This is a genomic window from Streptomyces sedi (assembly GCF_006335015.1).
GTDB lineage: Bacteria > Actinomycetota > Actinomycetes > Streptomycetales > Streptomycetaceae > Streptomyces > Streptomyces sedi.
The window spans coordinates 1-17171 of record NZ_VDGT01000032.1 but is presented as its reverse complement, the minus strand read 5'-3'; the positions used below and the strand labels follow the sequence as shown (position 1 = coordinate 17171).

The 17171-nt window shown below is 71.6% G+C and carries 12 protein-coding genes and 3 tRNA genes; 9 read left to right on the top strand and 6 right to left on the bottom strand.

All coding sequences use genetic code 11. The features are described 5' to 3' along the window. Window positions 1-15 precede the first annotated feature (15 nt). Window positions 16-810 (bottom strand): glycerophosphodiester phosphodiesterase family protein, encoded by a 795-nt coding sequence (locus tag FH715_RS27145; RefSeq protein WP_246109011.1) that lies wholly within the window; start codon window positions 808-810, stop codon window positions 16-18. Window positions 811-1087: 277 nt separating this feature from the next. Here FH715_RS27145 and FH715_RS27140 point away from each other — a divergent pair, with 277 nt between their 5' ends. The 6 genes from FH715_RS27140 (at window position 1088) to FH715_RS27115 (ending at window position 6118) form a co-directional block, all read left to right on the top strand. After that, a complete protein-coding gene (locus FH715_RS27140) occupies window positions 1088-2524 on the top strand; it encodes a S1C family serine protease (RefSeq protein ID WP_246109010.1) in 1437 nt (478 codons plus the stop codon). A 44-nt stretch (window positions 2525-2568) separates the two neighbouring features. Continuing rightward, window positions 2569-2656: transfer RNA gene (locus FH715_RS27135), tRNA-Ser, on the top strand. 521 nt (window positions 2657-3177) lie between these two features. Continuing rightward, entirely contained in the window at window positions 3178-3741 is a 564-nt protein-coding gene (locus FH715_RS27130) for a sigma-70 family RNA polymerase sigma factor (RefSeq protein ID WP_139649999.1), read from the top strand. A gap of 25 nt (window positions 3742-3766) precedes the next feature. After that, window positions 3767-4471, top strand: coding sequence for a hypothetical protein (locus FH715_RS27125; protein ID WP_139649997.1), 705 nt, complete (start codon window positions 3767-3769; stop codon window positions 4469-4471). Window positions 4472-4811: 340 nt separating this feature from the next. Continuing rightward, on the top strand, window positions 4812-5099 hold the full coding sequence (locus FH715_RS27120; protein WP_139649995.1) for a hypothetical protein: 288 nt from the start codon (window positions 4812-4814) through the stop codon (window positions 5097-5099). A gap of 398 nt (window positions 5100-5497) precedes the next feature. Further along, entirely contained in the window at window positions 5498-6118 is a 621-nt protein-coding gene (locus FH715_RS27115; RefSeq protein WP_139649993.1) for a SigE family RNA polymerase sigma factor, read from the top strand. A 184-nt stretch (window positions 6119-6302) separates the two neighbouring features. Here FH715_RS27115 and FH715_RS27110 read toward each other — a convergent pair whose 3' ends face one another. Then, window positions 6303-10106, bottom strand: coding sequence for a PAS domain-containing protein (locus tag FH715_RS27110; protein WP_139649991.1), 3804 nt, complete (start codon window positions 10104-10106; stop codon window positions 6303-6305). Window positions 10107-10220: 114 nt separating this feature from the next. After that, the gene (locus FH715_RS27105) at window positions 10221-10646 is read right to left on the bottom strand and encodes an SSI family serine proteinase inhibitor (RefSeq protein WP_139649989.1); all 426 of its coding nucleotides are present in this window, start codon (window positions 10644-10646) and stop codon (window positions 10221-10223) included. A 206-nt stretch (window positions 10647-10852) separates the two neighbouring features. Between FH715_RS27105 and FH715_RS27100 the strand changes: the two genes are divergently transcribed. Together FH715_RS27100 and FH715_RS27095 are read left to right on the top strand one after the other, a co-directional pair. Next, a tRNA-Ser gene (locus tag FH715_RS27100) sits at window positions 10853-10942 on the top strand. Window positions 10943-11090: 148 nt separating this feature from the next. Then, a tRNA-Arg gene (locus FH715_RS27095) sits at window positions 11091-11163 on the top strand. Window positions 11164-11255: 92 nt separating this feature from the next. On the opposite strand, the gene FH715_RS27090 is transcribed toward FH715_RS27095, so the two are convergent. From FH715_RS27090 to FH715_RS27080, 3 genes are read right to left on the bottom strand one after another with little or no spacing between them, the layout of a single operon-like run. Further along, entirely contained in the window at window positions 11256-11744 is a 489-nt protein-coding gene (locus FH715_RS27090) for a tyrosine-type recombinase/integrase (RefSeq protein ID WP_246109009.1), read from the bottom strand. Window positions 11745-11772: 28 nt separating this feature from the next. Then, on the bottom strand, window positions 11773-12213 hold the full coding sequence (locus FH715_RS27085; protein ID WP_139649987.1) for a hypothetical protein: 441 nt from the start codon (window positions 12211-12213) through the stop codon (window positions 11773-11775). Beyond that, a complete protein-coding gene (locus tag FH715_RS27080; RefSeq protein ID WP_139649985.1) occupies window positions 12210-16679 on the bottom strand; it encodes a DUF6531 domain-containing protein in 4470 nt (1489 codons plus the stop codon). The genes FH715_RS27085 and FH715_RS27080 overlap by 4 nt, the downstream gene beginning before the upstream one ends. A gap of 321 nt (window positions 16680-17000) precedes the next feature. Here FH715_RS27080 and FH715_RS28665 point away from each other — a divergent pair. After that, on the top strand, window positions 17001-17171 hold a 171-nt coding region (locus tag FH715_RS28665; protein WP_425472779.1), incomplete at its 3' end, for a transposase.

Below are 17171 nucleotides of genomic sequence, written 5' to 3'. Positions count from 1 at the left end.
TGGGTCCTTCGCGCGTCAGCGGAGTTGGGCGAGCTGTTCCCGAACGGTCCGCGGACGATTGGTGATGATCGCGTCTACGCCCAACTCCGCACATAGTTCGACGTCTTCGGGACGATCAACGGTCCACACGTGAACGGAATGGCCCGCCGCCCTGGCCCGCGCGACGTATCCCGGGTCACGGCGCAGCATCCGCACGCTCGGTCCCGCGACCGCGACCCCGGCGGGCAGCCGGCCGCCGCGGTGGCGCGGCAGCGCGAAGTGCATCAGGAAGACGGTGGGCAGCTCGGGCGCCGCACGCCGCACCCGGTGCAGCGAGCGCGCGGAGAAGCTCATCACCCGCACCTCGCCCGGCACCGGCCGCCGGGCCAGGAGCGCCAGCAGCCGTTCCTCCACCTGCCCCGCCCAGCGGGTGGGGTGCTTGGTCTCGATCGCCAGGTCCACCGGCCGCTCGGCCGAGGCCACCAGCTCCAGCAGCCGTTCCAGCGTGAGCACCGCGCTGCGCTCCGGGTCGACCGTGTCCGGCGCCTCGCCCCCGTCCCGGCCGCCGCCCGGCGGCCGGCCGGCGGCGAAGTCCAGCTCGGCCAGTTCGGCCAGCTCCAGCGCCGAGACGGCGCCGCGCCCGTTGGACGTCCGGTTGACCCGGCGGTCGTGGACACAGACCAGATGGCCGTCGGCGGTCAGTCTGACGTCGCACTCCAGCCCGTCCGCGCCGTCCTCGATCGCGCGGCGGTAGGCGGCGAGGCTGTGCTCGGGGGCGTCCTCGGACGCTCCCCGGTGGGCGATGACGGCGATGCGGTCACGGGCGGTCACCCGCGCCATGGTGCCACGAACGGAGCACGGCGGGACGCGCCCTCGCGGCCGTTCGACTGCCGGCGGGCGGCGTTCGCACAGCGGTCGGCGATGGTCGACAAGAGCCCCAAAACTGGGCCGGATGTGATCGCCTTCGATCGCAATCGACGTAGAAAGAGGCGCTGAAATGGACGCACAGTCGTTTACGCCCGTCTGACAGGGCATGGGCAAGACTGCGGGACACAGGCTGCCCGAAGCAGCCGTCCGCGTACGAGATGACGCCCAAGGAGTGTGTGCAGTGAGCACCGAGCACGAAGGTCCCGGCAGGCCGGACGGGCCGGCGGACGGTGCGCCGGAGCAGGTGGCCAGGTCGGTGGGAGAGCGGCCCGCGGCCCCGCCCGCCCCTCCCCGGCCGCCGGCCGGGAGCCCCCCGGTCGCCACCCCCTCCGCGGCTGGCCCCCCTCCGCCGCAGACCCCGGCGGCGACCGGCCAGTTCGCCGCGGCCCCGCCGCCCGCCGCGACGGCGAGCACCGAGGGCGCCGGCATCCCCTCCCCCGACCCCGGCTACGCCCCGCCGCCCCCGGCCACCGGCTCCTGGGCCTTCCCCCCGCCGCCCCCCGAGCCCAAGCGCCGGAGGAACGGCCTGCTGATCGGCGTCGTCGTGGCCACCCTGGTCGCGGGCGGCGTGGGCGGCGGCGTCGGCTACTGGGTCGCCGACGAGACGGCGGGCGACGAGACCTCGCAGCCCGCCAGCAGCGGCGGCGACGCCCCGCCCAGGGAGCCCGACTCCGTCGCCGGGATAGCGGAGACGGCGCTGCTGAGCGTGGTCACGATCGAGGCGGGCAACGGCGCGGAGTCCGCCGGCGGCACCGGCTTCGTCTACGACGACCAGGGCCACATCATGACCAACAACCACGTGGTGGCCGCCGCCGCCGACGGCGGCGACGTCTCCGTCACCTTCTCCGACGGCGAGAGCTACGAGGCGGAGGTCGTCGGCCGCGCCGAGGGCTACGACGTCGCCGTGATGCGGCTGGTCGACGCCGGGGACCGCGAGCTGACCCCGCTGCCCATGGGCGACTCGGACCAGGTCGTCGTCGGCGACTCGACGATCGCGATCGGCGCCCCCTTCGGCCTCTCCGGCACGGTCACCACCGGCATCCTCAGCGCGCTGGACCGGCCGGTCGCCTCCAGCGACGGCCAGGGCGCCAACGCCTCCTACATGAACGCCCTCCAGACCGACGCCTCGATCAACCCGGGGAATTCGGGCGGTCCCCTGCTCAACGGCAACGGCGAGGTCATCGGGGTCAACTCGGCGATCCGCTCCACCACGGGCGGCCTCGGCGGGGAGGCCGGCAGCGTCGGCCTCGGCTTCGCCATCCCGATCAACCAGGCCACCCGCGTCGCCGAGGACCTGATGGAGCAGGGCGAGGCGGTCTACCCGATCATCGGCGCCTCGGTGGACAACAGCGAGGCGGACGGCAGCGGCGCCAAGATCGTCGACGCCACCGGCGACGGCAGCGAGCCGGTCACCCCCGGCGGCCCCGCCGCCGAGGCCGGCCTCCAGCCGGGCGACGTGATCACCGGCTTCGGCGACCGCGTGATCGACAGCGGACCGACGTTGATCAGCCAGATCTGGACCTACCAGCCGGGCGAGTCGGTGGAGGTGACCTACGAGCGCGACGGCCAGGAGCAGACGACCACGATCGTCCTGGGCGAACGCGTGGGAGAGCAGTGACAAACCGCTAGGCTGTCCGAGTGCGCCGGGCGACCGGCGCTCCGGGAGGCTTGCCCGAGCGGCCGAAGGGAACGGTCTTGAAAACCGTCGTGAGGTAACCCCTCACCGTGGGTTCAAATCCCACAGCCTCCGCAGTGGCCAGCGACAGCGACGCCGAGGGGGCGGCCCGAGCGAGGGCCGCCCGCCCTCGCCGCCCCCGCGTCCCCCCGGCTTCCGAGTAACACCCGCGTGCGCCGGGGGAGTTCACGCGCCGACCCGGTGGTGACCGATCCCACGTGGGTCGTGGCGCTTTGAGGTTGGCAGCCCGGGGCGGGGACCGCTAGCCTCCTTTGCGTTCGGGTAGACGGTTCGAGGCTCTGGTCCCGCTTCGGGACGAAGCGGAGCGTCCGGATCGACGGTCGTCCGCCCCGTTGTCGCGGCGGACGGTCCTTCGCACGACGGCGAGGCCCCGCCGACCGGTGGCCGACGCACTTCGCCCAAGGGGCGCACGCTGGCGCTTCTCGGGGGCGCCGCCTCGGTTCTCCCCGACACAACGACGAGAGGACCCGGAGGTCCGTGAACGCATCGCTCGCTCCTCAGGCAGGCCCGTCCGGTGGGGTGCCGGCGCACCGACGGACGGCCCGACGTCACCGACGCGCCGAGAGGAGCCACCGATGACCGAGGCCGTACCCACCCCTCGACGCGTCGCCGTGGCGCCCCTCGCCCCGCTGCCGGCGGACTTCCGCGCCTTCCACCAGATGTACCGGCCCGCCTATGTGCGCTGGGCCGAGCTCTACCTGGGCAACAGGGAGCACGCCGAGGAGACGGTGGACCACGCGTTCGAGCAGCTGGCCGCCGACTGGGCCGAGGCGCTGCGCGTCGACAGCCCCGCCGGCTACGCCTGGGCCGTCCTCAAGCACCGCACCGTCGAGGCCGCCAAGGCCAGGGGCCGTCGTCCGGTGGTGATGGACACGGCCGCGTTCGAGACCGAGGCGCTGCACAACGCGCTCGACCCCATAGGCGAGTTGGAGGAGAGCCTCAGCCTCTACCAGGCGATCAGCGAGCTGCCCGAGCGGCAGCACGACGTGATCGTGCTGCGCTACTGCCTCGGCTACAGCACCGAGGACGCGTCTGACATCCTGGGACTGACGGTTCCCGGTGTGCGCTCCACGGCGCGCTACGCCAGGCACCGGCTGAAGGAGACCCTGGGGATCGAGCCCTCGGACGTCGGCGAGTGAGCGCGCGGGAGGAGGTCGGGTAGCGATGACGGTCACCATCGAGCAGTTGCTCGCCCGCGCCGTGCTGGCCCGTAGGCCCCACACCTACAGCCAGCAGGAGATCGAGGAGGCCGAGCGGCGGATCGCCGTCAATCTCGACGCCTGCCCGCGCGGCGACCACGAGGCCGACCGCGCCCTGCTCGCCAAGCTTCCCGCGGGGGCCTGTGTCTCCGGCGACGCCGAGGCGCGTTCGCTGCTGGAGATCCTCTGTCGCACCGTGGTCGAGCAGAACGGCGCGCTTCAGCACATGGCCGCCTTTCTCGGCCGGCGCATCCCCCAGCCGGACGGCGCGCGGGTGCTCGGATGCGCCCTCCAGCTGGCCGGGCAGGAGGACTCGGCCCGCTTCTGGTGGCAGTTCGCCGCCGGCGCGGGCGACGGCGCCGCCGCCTACTGCCTCTACCTGCACCACCTCACCCTCGGGGAGGAGTGGGAGGCCGAGCTGTGGCACCGCCAGGCCGACCCCGCCCACCACCCGCACCCCGCCGAGGACGAGCTGCCCGACGGCAGCAGCCCAGGACTGGTCCTGCGCGTTCTCGCCCTGCTGTACCGCGGCGAGGACTACCTCACGGAGGCGGCTTCCGCCGTCATCCACTACCTGCCGGACGCCGTGCACTTCGTCGACGAGATCGAACTGCCCCTTCCGGCCGCTGACTTCGCCGAGCGCATCGAGGAACTGACCGCCGCCGGCTGACCCGCCCGCGCGGCCCCGCCGCCGCCTGCCTTCCGGCGCCAGCCGTTCGCCGCCAGCCGTTCCGCGTCCGCCGCTCCCCGCTCGCCGGCCACCGTCCCGCGTCCGCCGTTCCCCGTCCGCCGGCCACCGTTCCGCGTCCGCCGTCCGTCGTTCGAAGACGTGACCCCCTCCGCCGGAACGTTTCGTCCCGGCTCCTCCCTCCTGCGGGGGAATACCGCCGCGAACCCGGTTCCTCCGGAAACCCGTTGGGCAACTCTGGTCTCACGACATCGCGACCGTCTTCGGCAGTCAGGCCAACTGCCGTGCCAGAGCACCTCGACACGTCCCATGGAGGAACCAGATGGCATGCATCCGCACCGCCCGCGTTCTCGTCAGCCTCGCCGCCGCGCCCCTGCTGCTCGGCGCCGCCAGCGGCGTCGCCCTCGCCGCCGACGACAACGCGATCGCCGGCAGCGTCGCGAGCGGGGTCGGTGACGACAACACCGGCAACTACTCGGACACCCAGCAGGCGGCGGCCGGTCTGGGCGCGAGCAACGAGAGCAACACGGCGAACGTCATCGGGTCGGGGGTCACCGTCGTCGACCAGTCCGACAACACGTACTACACCCTGCTGTTCGACGTCTTCTGAGCCTCCCCGGGGGAGGGCGCCCTCCCAGCGTCCTCCCTCCGGACCGGCGGCCCTTCCCGGCCGCGGGTGAGCCGCCCCGCCGGTGGGGGCGACGGCGTCCGGGGTGCGCCGTCGCCGACCGGTCGGGACCACTCAGCGCGCGGACGCACCGCATGGTGCGTCCGCGCGTTCGTCGTGCGTTCCGCAGGCGTTCCGGACGGGTTCCCTCGGGACGAGGAACCCCGAGCGCCAACCCCCCGATGGCATCAGGTGAATCCCTGAGCCGCCCTGAGGGTCGGGAGGAGGTCCCCTCCACCCTGGGGAGGTGGAGCCAGCCCCACTTCTACACCCTGGGGGGGAGACATCATCGCGACCTGGGGCCGATCCGCTGGCGGGCGATGTCTCCTAGTTTGTAGGACATGACCACGCCCAGGACAGTCCAGCCGGTGTCGCCGCTGACGTTCACCTCCTATGTGCGGGCCCGTGGCCCGGTGCTGCTGCGCACCGCCCGTTCGCTCACCTCCAACCCCAACGACGCCGAGGACCTGCTCCAGACGGCGCTCACCAAGACCTATCTGGCCTGGGAACGGATCGAGGACCACCGGGCGCTGGACGGCTATGTCCGGCGTGCCCTGGTCAACACGCGCACCTCCCAGTGGCGCAAGCGCCGCGTCGACGAGTACGCGGTCGACGAGCTTCCCGAGCCCGACCCGCTGCCGGCGCCCGACCCGGCGGAGCAGCAGGCCGTGCGGGACGCGATGTGGCAGGCGGTGCTCCGCCTCCCCGACCGCCAACGGGCCATGGTCGTCCTGAGGTACTACGAGGACATGAGCGAGGCCGCCACCGCCGAGCTGCTCGGCGTCTCCGTCGGCACCGTGAAGTCGGCCGTCTCCCGCGCCCTCGCCAAGCTCCGCGAGGACGGCGAGCTGGCCGCGGTCACCCGGCCCGACGCGCCCGAGACGCTCACCGGCCGCGCCGTGACCGCCCGCCGGGACGACCGCGTCGACGACCGCGCCGACGACCGCGTCATGGCCGCCTGAGCGCGACCACCGAGGCCGACACCCGTCGGCACGGTGGTCGCCGCCCGCGGGCTCGCGCCCGTCAGCGCCGTCAGCGCGCGCCGTCCGCGTTCCGCGCGGCCAAGCCCGGCCCGCCCGCTCAGCCCGCCAGCCCGTTCCGTCGCGGTTCCCTCGCTTCGTCCGCTTCGTCGCCTGGCTCGTGGCGTCAGTGCGCGCCGATCTTCGTCAGCAGGTCCACGATCTTGGCCTGCACCTCCGGCTGCGTCGAACGCTCGGCGAGGAAGAGCACCGTCTCCCCCGAGGCCAGCTGCGGCAGCTGCGCCGGATCCATGTCGGCCGCCGTGTACACCACGAACGGGGTGCGGTTCAGCAGGTCGTTGACCCGCAGCCAGTCGATGATGCCGGCCCGCCGCCTGCGCACCTGGTGCAGGTCCATCACCACCAGGTTCGGCCGCAGTTGGGCCGCCAGCTCCATCGCCGCCGCGTCCGACGACGCGTGCGCCGACTGCATCCCGCGCCGCTCCAGCGAGGCCGCCAACGCGTCGGCGATCACCTGCCGTTCCTCCACCAGCAGCACCCTGGGCGGATGCTGCTCGCTGTCCCTCGGCGCCAACGCCTTCAGCAGCACCGCCGGGTCGGCGCCGTAGGCCGCCTCCCGGCTGGCCTGCCCCAACCCCGCCGTCACCAGCACCGGCACCTCGGCCGCGACGGCCGCGGCCCGCAACGACTGGAGCGCCGTCCTGGTGATCGGCCCGGTCAGCGGGTCGACGAAGAGCGCGGCCGGATAGGCGGCGATCTGCGCGTCGACCTCCTCCCGCGAGTGGACGATCACCGGCCGGTAGCCCCGGTCGGTCAACGCCTGCTGCGTGGAGACGTCCGGCTCCGGCCAGACCAGCAGCCGGCGCGGGTTGTCCAACGGCTCCGGCGGCAACTCGTCGTCCGCCGGCCCCTGCTGACGCAGCGCACCGCCGCCGTGCTCGCCCTGGGCCTCGGTCACCTCGACCGCGCCGTTCGGGCCGTCCAACGGCTCCGGCCCCTCGGCCGTGCCGGCCGCAGGCGCGCCGATCGTGTACTCGCGCCCCCGGTCCTGCGCCTCCGCCGGCGCGGGCGGCGCAGGCGCCGCGCCGGCGGGCGCCGGGCGGTTGAGACGGGGGTCGTCGTCCGACGGCGGCGCCGCGAGCTTGCGCCGCCGGGTCGGCGTCTGCGGAACGGGCTGCGCCGGAACGGCCGGCTGCTGCGCCTGCCCCGGAGCCTCCGGCGCCTGCTGCGGGCCGATGGCCCTGACCTGCGGCGGCACCGGAACGCCCTGCCCGAGCGTCTGCACGCTCACGCCGGGGGCGTGCTGCTCGGGGCGCGCGCGCTCGCTGCCCGGCATGGGCAACGCGCGCGGGCGCTGGGGCGCGGGCGCCGGCGCCATGCTGCCGTCGAGGATCGGGCTGGCCGCGACCACCGAGTGCTCCACTGGCGCCGGCTCCTCGGCCGCCGCCCCCTGCTCCGGCGGCGGCGCCTGCTCGCCCTGGTCCTGGGGGCCGGCGGCAGCCTCCTGCGCGACATGGCCGTGCGCCGGCGTCTCCTGCCCGGCGGCCACCTGCTCGAACTCCGGCTGCTCGAACTCCGGCTGCCCGGGCGGCATCTGCGCCGGCACGACCGCCTGCCCCTGCGGAACCTGCTGCCCCTGCGGAACGGGCTGACCTGGCGGAACGGGCTGCCCCTGCGGAACGGGCTGACCTGGCGGAACGGGCGCGGGCAGGTCGTAGGAGGTCGGCGCCGGTCCGGCCGGCGCGGGCACGCCGCGCGTCGGCAAGGCGGGCCGGCCGTCGACCGGCTGCGCCCCCTGGGGCCCGGGCTGCTGTCCCCCCGGAACGGGCGTCCCCGGATCGACGGGCGTTCCCTGCGCGACGGGCGTGCCCGGCTGGACGGGCATCCCCTGCTGGGCCGGCATCGCCTGCGGAACGGGCACCGCCTCGCCCTGCTCGGCCCCGGCGGAAGTGCCCGCGCCGAGGGCGAGCGGCCCGCCCGCCGCCTCCGCCTCGCCGCCGCGCGGCGGCAGCGCCCTGCGCCGCCGCCCGGTCGGCTGCGGCGCGGACTCGGCGGCCGGCGCCAACTGCGCCGCCGCCGACGGGTCGTCGGCGGGGGCGAGGGCGCGACGGCGCCGGCCGTTCCCGCTCGAACCGTTCCCGCCCGAACCGTTGCCGTGCGTGCCGTTCCCGCCGTCGTCGACGCCGGTGCCCTCCGGCGGCGTCGACTGGTCGTTCACCGGCATCGGGGTGCCGGGGGGCGTGGACTGGTCGGCCGCGCGCCGGCGGCGGCGCCCTGAGCCGGTGTCCTGCACCGGCTCGATGGCGGCGGCCGGCCGCCGGGCCGGCGCCTGCGCGGCGCCGTTCCCGTTCGGCCCGGCGCCGCTTCCGCTTCCGTCACCGCCACTGCTCGGCGGCGACTGCTCGGTGCCGCGCGCGGGCTCCGCCGGTACCGGCATCACCGTGGTGTCGCCGCTGGCGTCCCGGCTCCCGACCGGCGTCGCCAGCGGGGCCTTGCCGCCGCCGGCCGCCAGCGGCACCTCCAGCACGAACGCCGAGGCGCCGCCCTGCCCCGGCACCTCATGGGTCTGGAGCACGCCGCCGTGCTGCCGAACGATGCCGCGCACGATCGGCTCGTGCACCGGATTCCCGCCGGAGTAGGGGCCGCGGACCTCGATCCGCACCACCTCGCCCCGCTGGGCTGCCGCGACCACGATCGTGGAGTCGCCGACCGTCGCCGTCGGAGCCTGACCGGTCGCGTCCACTCCGGCCACATCCGCGATCAGATGTGCCAGAGCCTGCGCCATGCGTTCGGGATCGACCTCGGCCTCGATCGGGGGAGCGTGCACCGCGAACTGCGCGCGCCCCGGCCCGATCAGCTCGGTCGCGCCCTCGACTCCGGCGGCCACCACGGTGTCCAACGAGACCCGCTTCAGCGCCAGCTTCTCCCGGCCCTCGTCCAGCCGTTGGTAGCCCAGCACGTTGTCCACCAGCGTGGTCATCCGCGCGTAGCCGGCGGCCAGATGGTGCAGCACCTGGTTGGCCTCGGGCCACAGCTGCCCGGCCGGATCCGAGGCCAACGCCGTCAACTCGCCGCGCAACTGGTCCAACGGCCCGCGCAGCCCGTCCCGCAACACCGACTGGAGCTGCGCGTGCCGCGCGGCCAGCGAGTCGTACGGGCGGCGGTCCAGGAAGGTGAGCACCGCGCCCACCAGCTGGTCGCCGTCGCGCACCGGTGCCGTCGTCATGTTCACCGGAACGGGACGGCCGTCGCTGGTCCACAGCACCTGACCGCGCACCCGGTGCTTCCGGCCGGAGATCAACGTGTCGTGGAGCGGGGTCTCCTCGAAGGCCAACGGCGTGCCGTCCGCCCGCGAGTGGTGCGCCAACGGGTGGAGCAGCTGCCCCCCGAGCTGGCTCGCCCGGTGCCCCAGGATCTGCGCGGCTGCCGGGTTCACCAGAACGATCCGGCCCGCCGTGTCCACGCCGACCACGCCCTCGGACGCGGCGCGCAGGATCATCTCGGTCTGCCGCTGCTGCCTGACCAGTTCGGCCTCGGTGTCCAGCGTGCCGGTGAGGTCGCGTACCACCAGTACCAACAGCTCCTCGCCGCCCGCGTGGTCGTCGGCGAAAGCCGCCTCGATCGCCGAAGCGTAAGGTGTGCGCTGCGAGTTGAGGCCCGCGCTGGTCACCTCGACCTGGAGCTCCGAGCCGTCGGTGCGGCGGGCGACCATCCGCGTGGGCTTCGTTCTGACGCTGGGGTCCTCCTCCGGGCGCCGCATGGAGCCCGGGATTCTGCGCGGGTCGAAGTCGGGCACGATGTCCAGCAGTCCGCGACCGATCAGCGGCGCCCCCGGGACCTCAAGGGTCTCGATGGCGATGGCGTTGGCGTTGACGACTGTGCCGTTGCCGTTCACCAGCAACAGCGCGTCAGGCAGCGCGTCGAGTATGGCGGCGAGGCGAGCAGCGCCCCTCGCTGGCCTGCTGCTCACGACGTCGGTTCCTCCCTTGACCCACGTTTTCCAGGTGCACGTAAGCCGTGCGTGTCGATAGAGGGAGTCTACGGCCAGGCGCAACCCGCGCGGAGGGGCCCGGGAAAGCGGCCCTCAGGCCGTGCCCGAGTCCAACCCGGGCAGCACCGGGACCAACCGGTCCCACCTGCTGATCTCGCAGCCGTTGTCCCTGTTGAACTCGGCGTCCACCCGCTCCCCCCTCCACTGTCCCGTAACGCGGGCCGTGGCGGGGCCGCCGTACAGGAACGTGCAGACCGTCCCCTCCTCCACGGAGGCGAACGGGGCGTCCAGCTCGGCCAGCCGCCCGCAGGCGTCGCCCGCCCGCGGGTGGGTGCCGCCCGCGGGCGCGCACGTCAGCTCGAAGGTGCCGTCCGCCTCGCCGGCTCCGGAGACCGAGATCACCAGCCGGTCGGCCCCCGGGGCCTCGACGGAACGGGCCGCGGCGGGCCCGGAGGCCGAGAAGGCGGCGGCGACCGAGGCGGTGACCAGGGCGAGAGAGGCGAGAGTCCTGCGCGACATGGGAACGCTCCTGTAGGCGTCGAGTGCGGGCATGGGCTGCGTGGGGCACCCGGGTAACGCGTGCTCCGCACTGCTAACGCTCCGGGACGCCACACGTTGCGCAACTCGACGCACGCGATCGGAGCACCTAGGCTGGCAACCGATTGGCTGCGGCCGTTCGGGCTGTGGCATCATTTCCTCGCACCCGGCTATCGGCCGTGGTGCCAGGAGGCTTCGCCTAGTCTGGTCTATGGCGCCGCACTGCTAATGCGGTTTGGGGTAACCCCCCATCCCGGGTTCAAATCCCGGAGCCTCCGCCGCGACATCACCCGTCGGCCTCGGTCCCCAAGGACCGGGGCCGACGCCGTTTCCCCAGGTCAGCCCCCCACCCCAGAACGATTTCGCCCCCGGGCCCCCGATCCTGTAACGTATCCCTCGTCGGAACGGGCCCCAGCCCACCGCCAAGCGCTCGTAGCTTAACGGATAGAGCATCTGACTACGGATCAGAAGGTTGCAGGTTCGAATCCTGCCGAGCGCGCACCAGCTCAGAGGCCCTGTCGAGTGATCGACGGGGCCTTTCGCGTGGGCGTTGACGGCGCCTTGACGGCAACCGTCACTCGCGAGAGTGGTCTACACGAGCGCCGGCACCGCGCCGCCGTCCCCGTCCTCCCGGCCGTCCCTCGCGCTGCCGTCAGCCCGCAGCGCGTCTCCCACGCGGTCGAACGCCGACCGCTGGGCGTCGAGGCGGACGAAGGTGTAGACGTCCATCGTGACCCGGATCGAGCTGTGGCCGAGGACTTCCATGATCGTCCGGGCGTCGGCTCCCTGTTCGTGGAGGAGCGAGGCGCAGGTGTGCCGTAGATCGTGGAAGCGCACCTTGCGGATGCTCGCGTGGGCGGACAGGGCCTCGAAGGAGCGGTTGAGGTCGCGCGGCTCGATGGGGGTGCCGTTCTTCGTGGTGAAGACAAGGCCGTCTCCGGTGCCCTTCCACTTCTCACCCGCCGCGCGCCTGTCGGCGAGCTGCTGGGCGCGCTGGTCGCGGAGGGCTGGCGTCGGAGCGTTGGGATCGGGAGTAAGCGGACGATACCGTGCGTGATGAACTCGGTCGCCTATGCGCACCGATTCCGCGTCGCGTACCTGCCACGGGTCAGGCTTCGGAGCAGGGGGCCAAGCCGCGCCAGGTGGATACGAGCGTCGCGTTCCGCTTCGCGTCGAGACGAGCCCAGAGCCTCCAATCCGTGCTGTCCTCCGCCGAGATGACCAGTAGGCAGGCATCCCAGTTGCTGTCGCTCACCTGGGCGGGGGTGGGCCCCATGTGGGCGTGGGCTGCTGTCAGGAGACAGTCGTGGGTCTGGTCCAACTCTGCCGCGAATTCCGTGAGCTCCGGCCAGTTGAAACCGAACCCTTCAGGTGTCTCTGCAACCGTCTGCTCGAACTCCGCCATGGGGCGACCTTCTGGCGCCTGACCGGTGCCAAAAAAATCCCAGAGTCGCCAGTCCCAGTTATTCGACGGTACGGCAGCGAGGATGTCTTCAAGGCCGATGAGGCGCTTGCCGACCCACATCGGGATATGCAGGCTTTCGCTCATGACGGCCACTCCAGAGGGACAGCAGGCCCGCGCTGGGGAGTGCCGCCGGTGGGGTTGGGTTCATAGTTGTGCTGGTGCGGATTCTCGTGATTAGCGGGTCTGTTGTGGTCTGTGAAGTCGACGTCTCGCACGGGATTGCCGTCACCATCGAATTCACGGGCTTGGGGGTAGCTGTCTCTGCGTCCGGTCCGGCGGCCAAGCTGGGTGTGCGGGAACGGGACATCAGGTTGCGGGTTGCCATGCCGGTCTCGGGGTAGCGGCCGGTCCGGGAATGCCTCGCCAGTCGGTTGCGGGCGGGAAGGCGGGGTGCCACCCGGGTTGTCCGGCGGGTGAGGGGCCAAGCCTAGCGGATCGCACCACGAATGAGGGTTATGCACGTACGCATAATGGTTTGGCGCCGGAGAAAGACCCGTGGGATCGGGAGTGGTGTAGCGAGCTGTATCCGGGTCGTAGTGGCGATGGTAGTTGTAATGCCAGCCGGTTTCCTTGTCCGCGTACTGCCCGGGGAAACGCAGCGGCATCGTCTCTGAGTCGACGCTGCGCCGCGAGAACCCCCACAGAGAGGACTGATTCTTCCAGACGATCTCCCCGCCAGCCGTGACCAACTCGGTCGGCGTGCCCACCAGATCGGTGACCATAGCGTGGAACCGCTGGTCGGTCTCCTGTTGCGGGGTGGCCTCCACTGCCATCACCTCACCGGATGTGATCCCGGATGTGATCTGAGCCAAGGGACGCGTTCCCTGGTAGAGCCAGGTGAGCGTAGAGCCCCGTTCAGGGCCCATCGTCGAGGCCTGCTCTGCGAGTGTGGTACCTGACCAGGCGAAGAGGATTTCCTCGGCCACTTCCCCTTCCTCGTTGAGGCGTACTTTGGCTATGCGTCGGCCCAGCGGGTCGTATTGGTATCGCCACAGTGTGCCGTCGGCACTGATGGTCTGCACCAGCCGGTCTTCGGCATCCCATTCATATTGCCAATTGTCTGGCTTTCGCGAGAGGCGAACCCGCTGTCGGCGCACAGTGCGGCCTGCCGCGTCGTAGCTGTACCGGCAGCGTCCGGCTCTGCTCACTCTCGTGCCTTGATAAGTGAATTCTTCTGGTGTGTCTCCGGTCGCCCGCTCGGCACGCACCAGGTTTCCCATCACGTCATAGCTGTACTGTTCCGTCCGGGCTGGCCCGGCCATGGCCGTTACCCTGCCGATGGCGTCCAACTCGATGGCGACACCACCCTCGGCGCCGTTGTCGATCGAGGTGAGAAAGTGGTCGGCACGGTAAGAGAAGGTCCGGTTGCGGAGGGGGCGTTCTCCAGTTGAGAGTTGTTGCCCGACCAGGCGCCCTGCAGAATCCCACCGCTGTGTGAGGCCGAAGTCAGCACCCAATCGGCGACCTACTTCGCGACCTGCGTGGTCGTAGTCGAACTCCATGCTTTCACCGGCGGAGTTGAGTGCGAGGGGAAGCCCCCGGAGGTCGTAGGACCAGTTGGCCACCCGGCCGCCGGGGGTGCTCATGCGGAGCGGTCGGCCTAGGCGGTCGTATTCCTGAACCAGAGACCGTCCGTTGACCGATTCGCTCGTGACGCGGCCCAACGCATCACGCGCAATCACCAGCTCCGCGTCAGGATTGGCGGAATAAACCAGACGCCCCTGGGGGTCGTGGCGGAAGGTGGAACGTATGCCGTCGACCTGCTTGTCGGAGATGAGTCCCAACTCGTCATAAGCGTACGTGACGGTCTGGCCGAGTGCGTTGCGTCGTTCTACGAGTTGTCCCGCAGGATCCAGTCGGTAGTCGATGGCGTGGCCATCGAAGTCCTCCTCCCGCACGAGTCGGCCGGCTGGGTCGTAGGTGTAGCGCCACACTTCGTTGAGTGGGTTGACGATCGCAACGACTCTCAACTCTGTGTCACGATGGAACACATAGCGGGCGCCATCCGAAGAGACGTGGCCTGTCAGCAGGTCGAATGGACCGTACTCGTTGCGAGTGACTCCACCGTTCTCGTCTGTATGGGACAGGCAGTTTCCCTCGGCGTCCCAGGTCCAGTGCTGCTGGTTGCCCAGTTGGTCCACCTGCTGGAGCGGCCGTCCCTCCACGGTCCTGTTGATCCGGCTGACACCGCCAGTGGCGTCGGTGATTGCCGCTACCCGTCCGAAAGCGTCACGAACACAGCCGGTCATCCCTCCCAGCGGATCGATCACCGAGACGGTCAGACCGGTCGGGCCGCAAGTGACCCGAGTGACGGCGCCGTCGGCTGTCTCTATGGAGGCGAGGCCGCCGTGGTGATGGTAGGTGTAGCGAGTGGGCTGGTTGGCAGGGTCCAGGAGCGTGGTGCGATTGCCCGCGTCGTCGTATGTCTGCTGCCAGACCGCGCCGTCAGGCTGTCTCACTGTGGTCGGCAGCCCCAACTCGTTGTACTCCCACTGCGTTCGCGACCCGTCTGGGCGGGTGTGGGCGGTGAGGTCGCCGTGCTCGTTGTATGTGTAGTGGGTGGTGTGGCCGAGGGGGTTGGTGGTGGTGAGGGTGTGGTCGTAGCGGTCCCAGGTGTGGGTGGTGGTGTGGCCGAGGGGGTTGGTTTGGGCGGTGAGTTGGTAGCTGTCGTTGAACTGGTAGACGGTGTCGTGGCCGAGTGAGTCGGTGACGATGGTGCGGTGGTTTGCGGGGTCGTAGGCGTAGCGGTATTCCAGGGCGCGGTCGGTGCCGGTGGTGTGGACGCAGCGGCCTTGGGTGTCGTAGTCGTAGGAGTACCAGTAGCCGTTGCGGTCTTCCCAGCGGGACATGCGGTGGTGCTGGTCGTAGGAGAACTTCAGGGGGAGGCCGGAGGAGTTGGTGATTTCGGCGAGTAGTCCGGCTTGGTCGTAGCCGTAGGTGAGGAGGGTGGGTTGGTCGGGGGCGTTGAGCAGGTGGAGTGCGGTGACGCGGCCGTGGGTGGTGGTGATGCCGAGGTGGTAGCCGCCGGAGTGGTGGAGGTCCGTGGGGGCGCCGGTGTGGTCGTAGGCGAGTTGGATGCGGTTGTTGTTGCGGTCGGTGATGGCGATGAGGGGGAGTTCGTTGCCGGGGCGGCCGGGGGTGGGGGCGAAGTGGAGGGTGCGGCCGGTTTTCCGCTGGTGGATGCTCAGCGGCGCCTCGGGCTGGCCGTCCCAGGACAGGGTCCAGCGTGGTCCTTCGACGGGCAACACGGGCTCGTCGGGAAGCGGGCGCGGGTAGAGCAGGGTCATGCCGTCGGCGGTGAGGAACCGGGCGCCGTGCTCGTCCAGGACCAGGCGTTGGTCGAGGGTGGAGGCCCAAGAGGCGCCGAACCAGCGTCCGTCCCGGTAGCTGGAGATGTGGTGGCGTTCGATGACCAGCGGCAGAATGCCGGGCAGTTCGACGTCGGTGGCGGACATCAGCAGCTCACCCGTGGCGACGTCGACGGGGTCGCCGCAGGCGTTGCGCCCGTTCATCGGAACACCGTCGCCACGGGTACGCCGACCGAGGCCGAGCGCGCCCTGGCGCAGTCCGCGCAGGCCGGTGCTTGCGGCGCCGCGTAGTCCGCGGGCGAGGCCGCCGAGGGTGGTCAGGCCTTTCATGCCGGGGATGCAGTCGAGTGCCGCAAAAGCGACGTCGAGGAGTCCGGCTTCTCCGCGTGCGTATTTGATGAGGGTGTCGGCGAGGACGACGAGGGCGGCGGCGAGGACCACCCAGGCGAGGGGGCCGCCGATGATCATGACGACGATGCCGAGGACGGCGACGATGACCTTGCAGATCTCGACGAGGGTGTCCCAGTTGTCGGTGACCCACTTGATGGCCTTCTCCCACCAGCGCCGGTTCTGGATACCGGCGTCGGAGGCCTCGTCGATGTCGCGGGCGCACTCGCGTGCCGCCTCCTCGCGCATCTCCTGGGCATCTCGGGCGAGTTGGCGGGCGGCCGAGAGGCGTTCCTCCGCGTCGTTCACCCTGCTCCGCGCGGCGCCGGCGGCGGCCTCGGCGGCCTGTTGGTCGCGGGCGGCGGAACGTACGTCGGCCTCGTCCGGCGGCTCGACGTCGTCGCGTTCGCCTTCGCGTTGGAGCCGGTCGGCTTCGTCGCCGGCGCGCCCCACCCAGTCGGTGGCGTCCCCGAGCGCGGACTGGGCGGAGGCAAGGTCCGCCTGGGCGGTGACGGCCCGGTCCAGGGCGCGGTCGGCCATGCCCTGCGCGGTCTGGAGCTTCGGCCAGTAGGTGTGCAGGGCCTGACTGCACAGGGAGTAGGAGTCTTCCAGCTTCGTCAGGTTGTCCGGGACGCCGTCGAACTCCCGGCGGAACGCGTCCGCCGACAACCCCGCCCAGTCCAGCATGGCGCGCTCACCCGCCATGCCCCGAATCTTCCCCAACGCCTCGCCGACATCGTCGGCGAACTCCCCCAACTCCTCCGCCAACTCCCGGACCTCGTCCGGATCACCCGGCGTCGGGTCCCGGTCCATGTCCACCGGCGACCAGTCAGACGGTCGTGCCACCAGTCCCACCCCCCGTGAGCGTTCGGTACCACGAGGTTACCCGAGGCCCAGGCGCTCTCGTGAGGAGTAAGGAGGTGGAAGGCGAGGGCTACGACGCTGCCGTCGGCGTTGTGTGCCCGGGCGCCGACCCCGACAGCGGCGCGGGGCGGCACGCGCTCTGGGGCTGAGGGGCGTTCTGACGCAACCCTCGTTCAATCCCCCGAGCGATCGTGTGGAGGCTGCACCGGCCCCCGCATGACCCTCCACACGCACATCAGGCCCGGTACTGATCTCTCAGAGCGCGTTTGAGATCTGAAGTGCCTCGTCTGGGGCTTGGTCGTCGAGTGGTGTGTGAGCGTTGCCGGAGAGGGTTGCCCGTCGGACCTGACGGGTCGACAGTGGGTGTTGGTGGAGCCGTTGCTGCCGCCGCCTCGGACCGGGCCGAAGGGCGGGCGGCGGGAGAGACACCCGCGTCGTCGCATCGTGGAAGCGATCTTGTACCTGGCCCGGACCGGGTGCCAG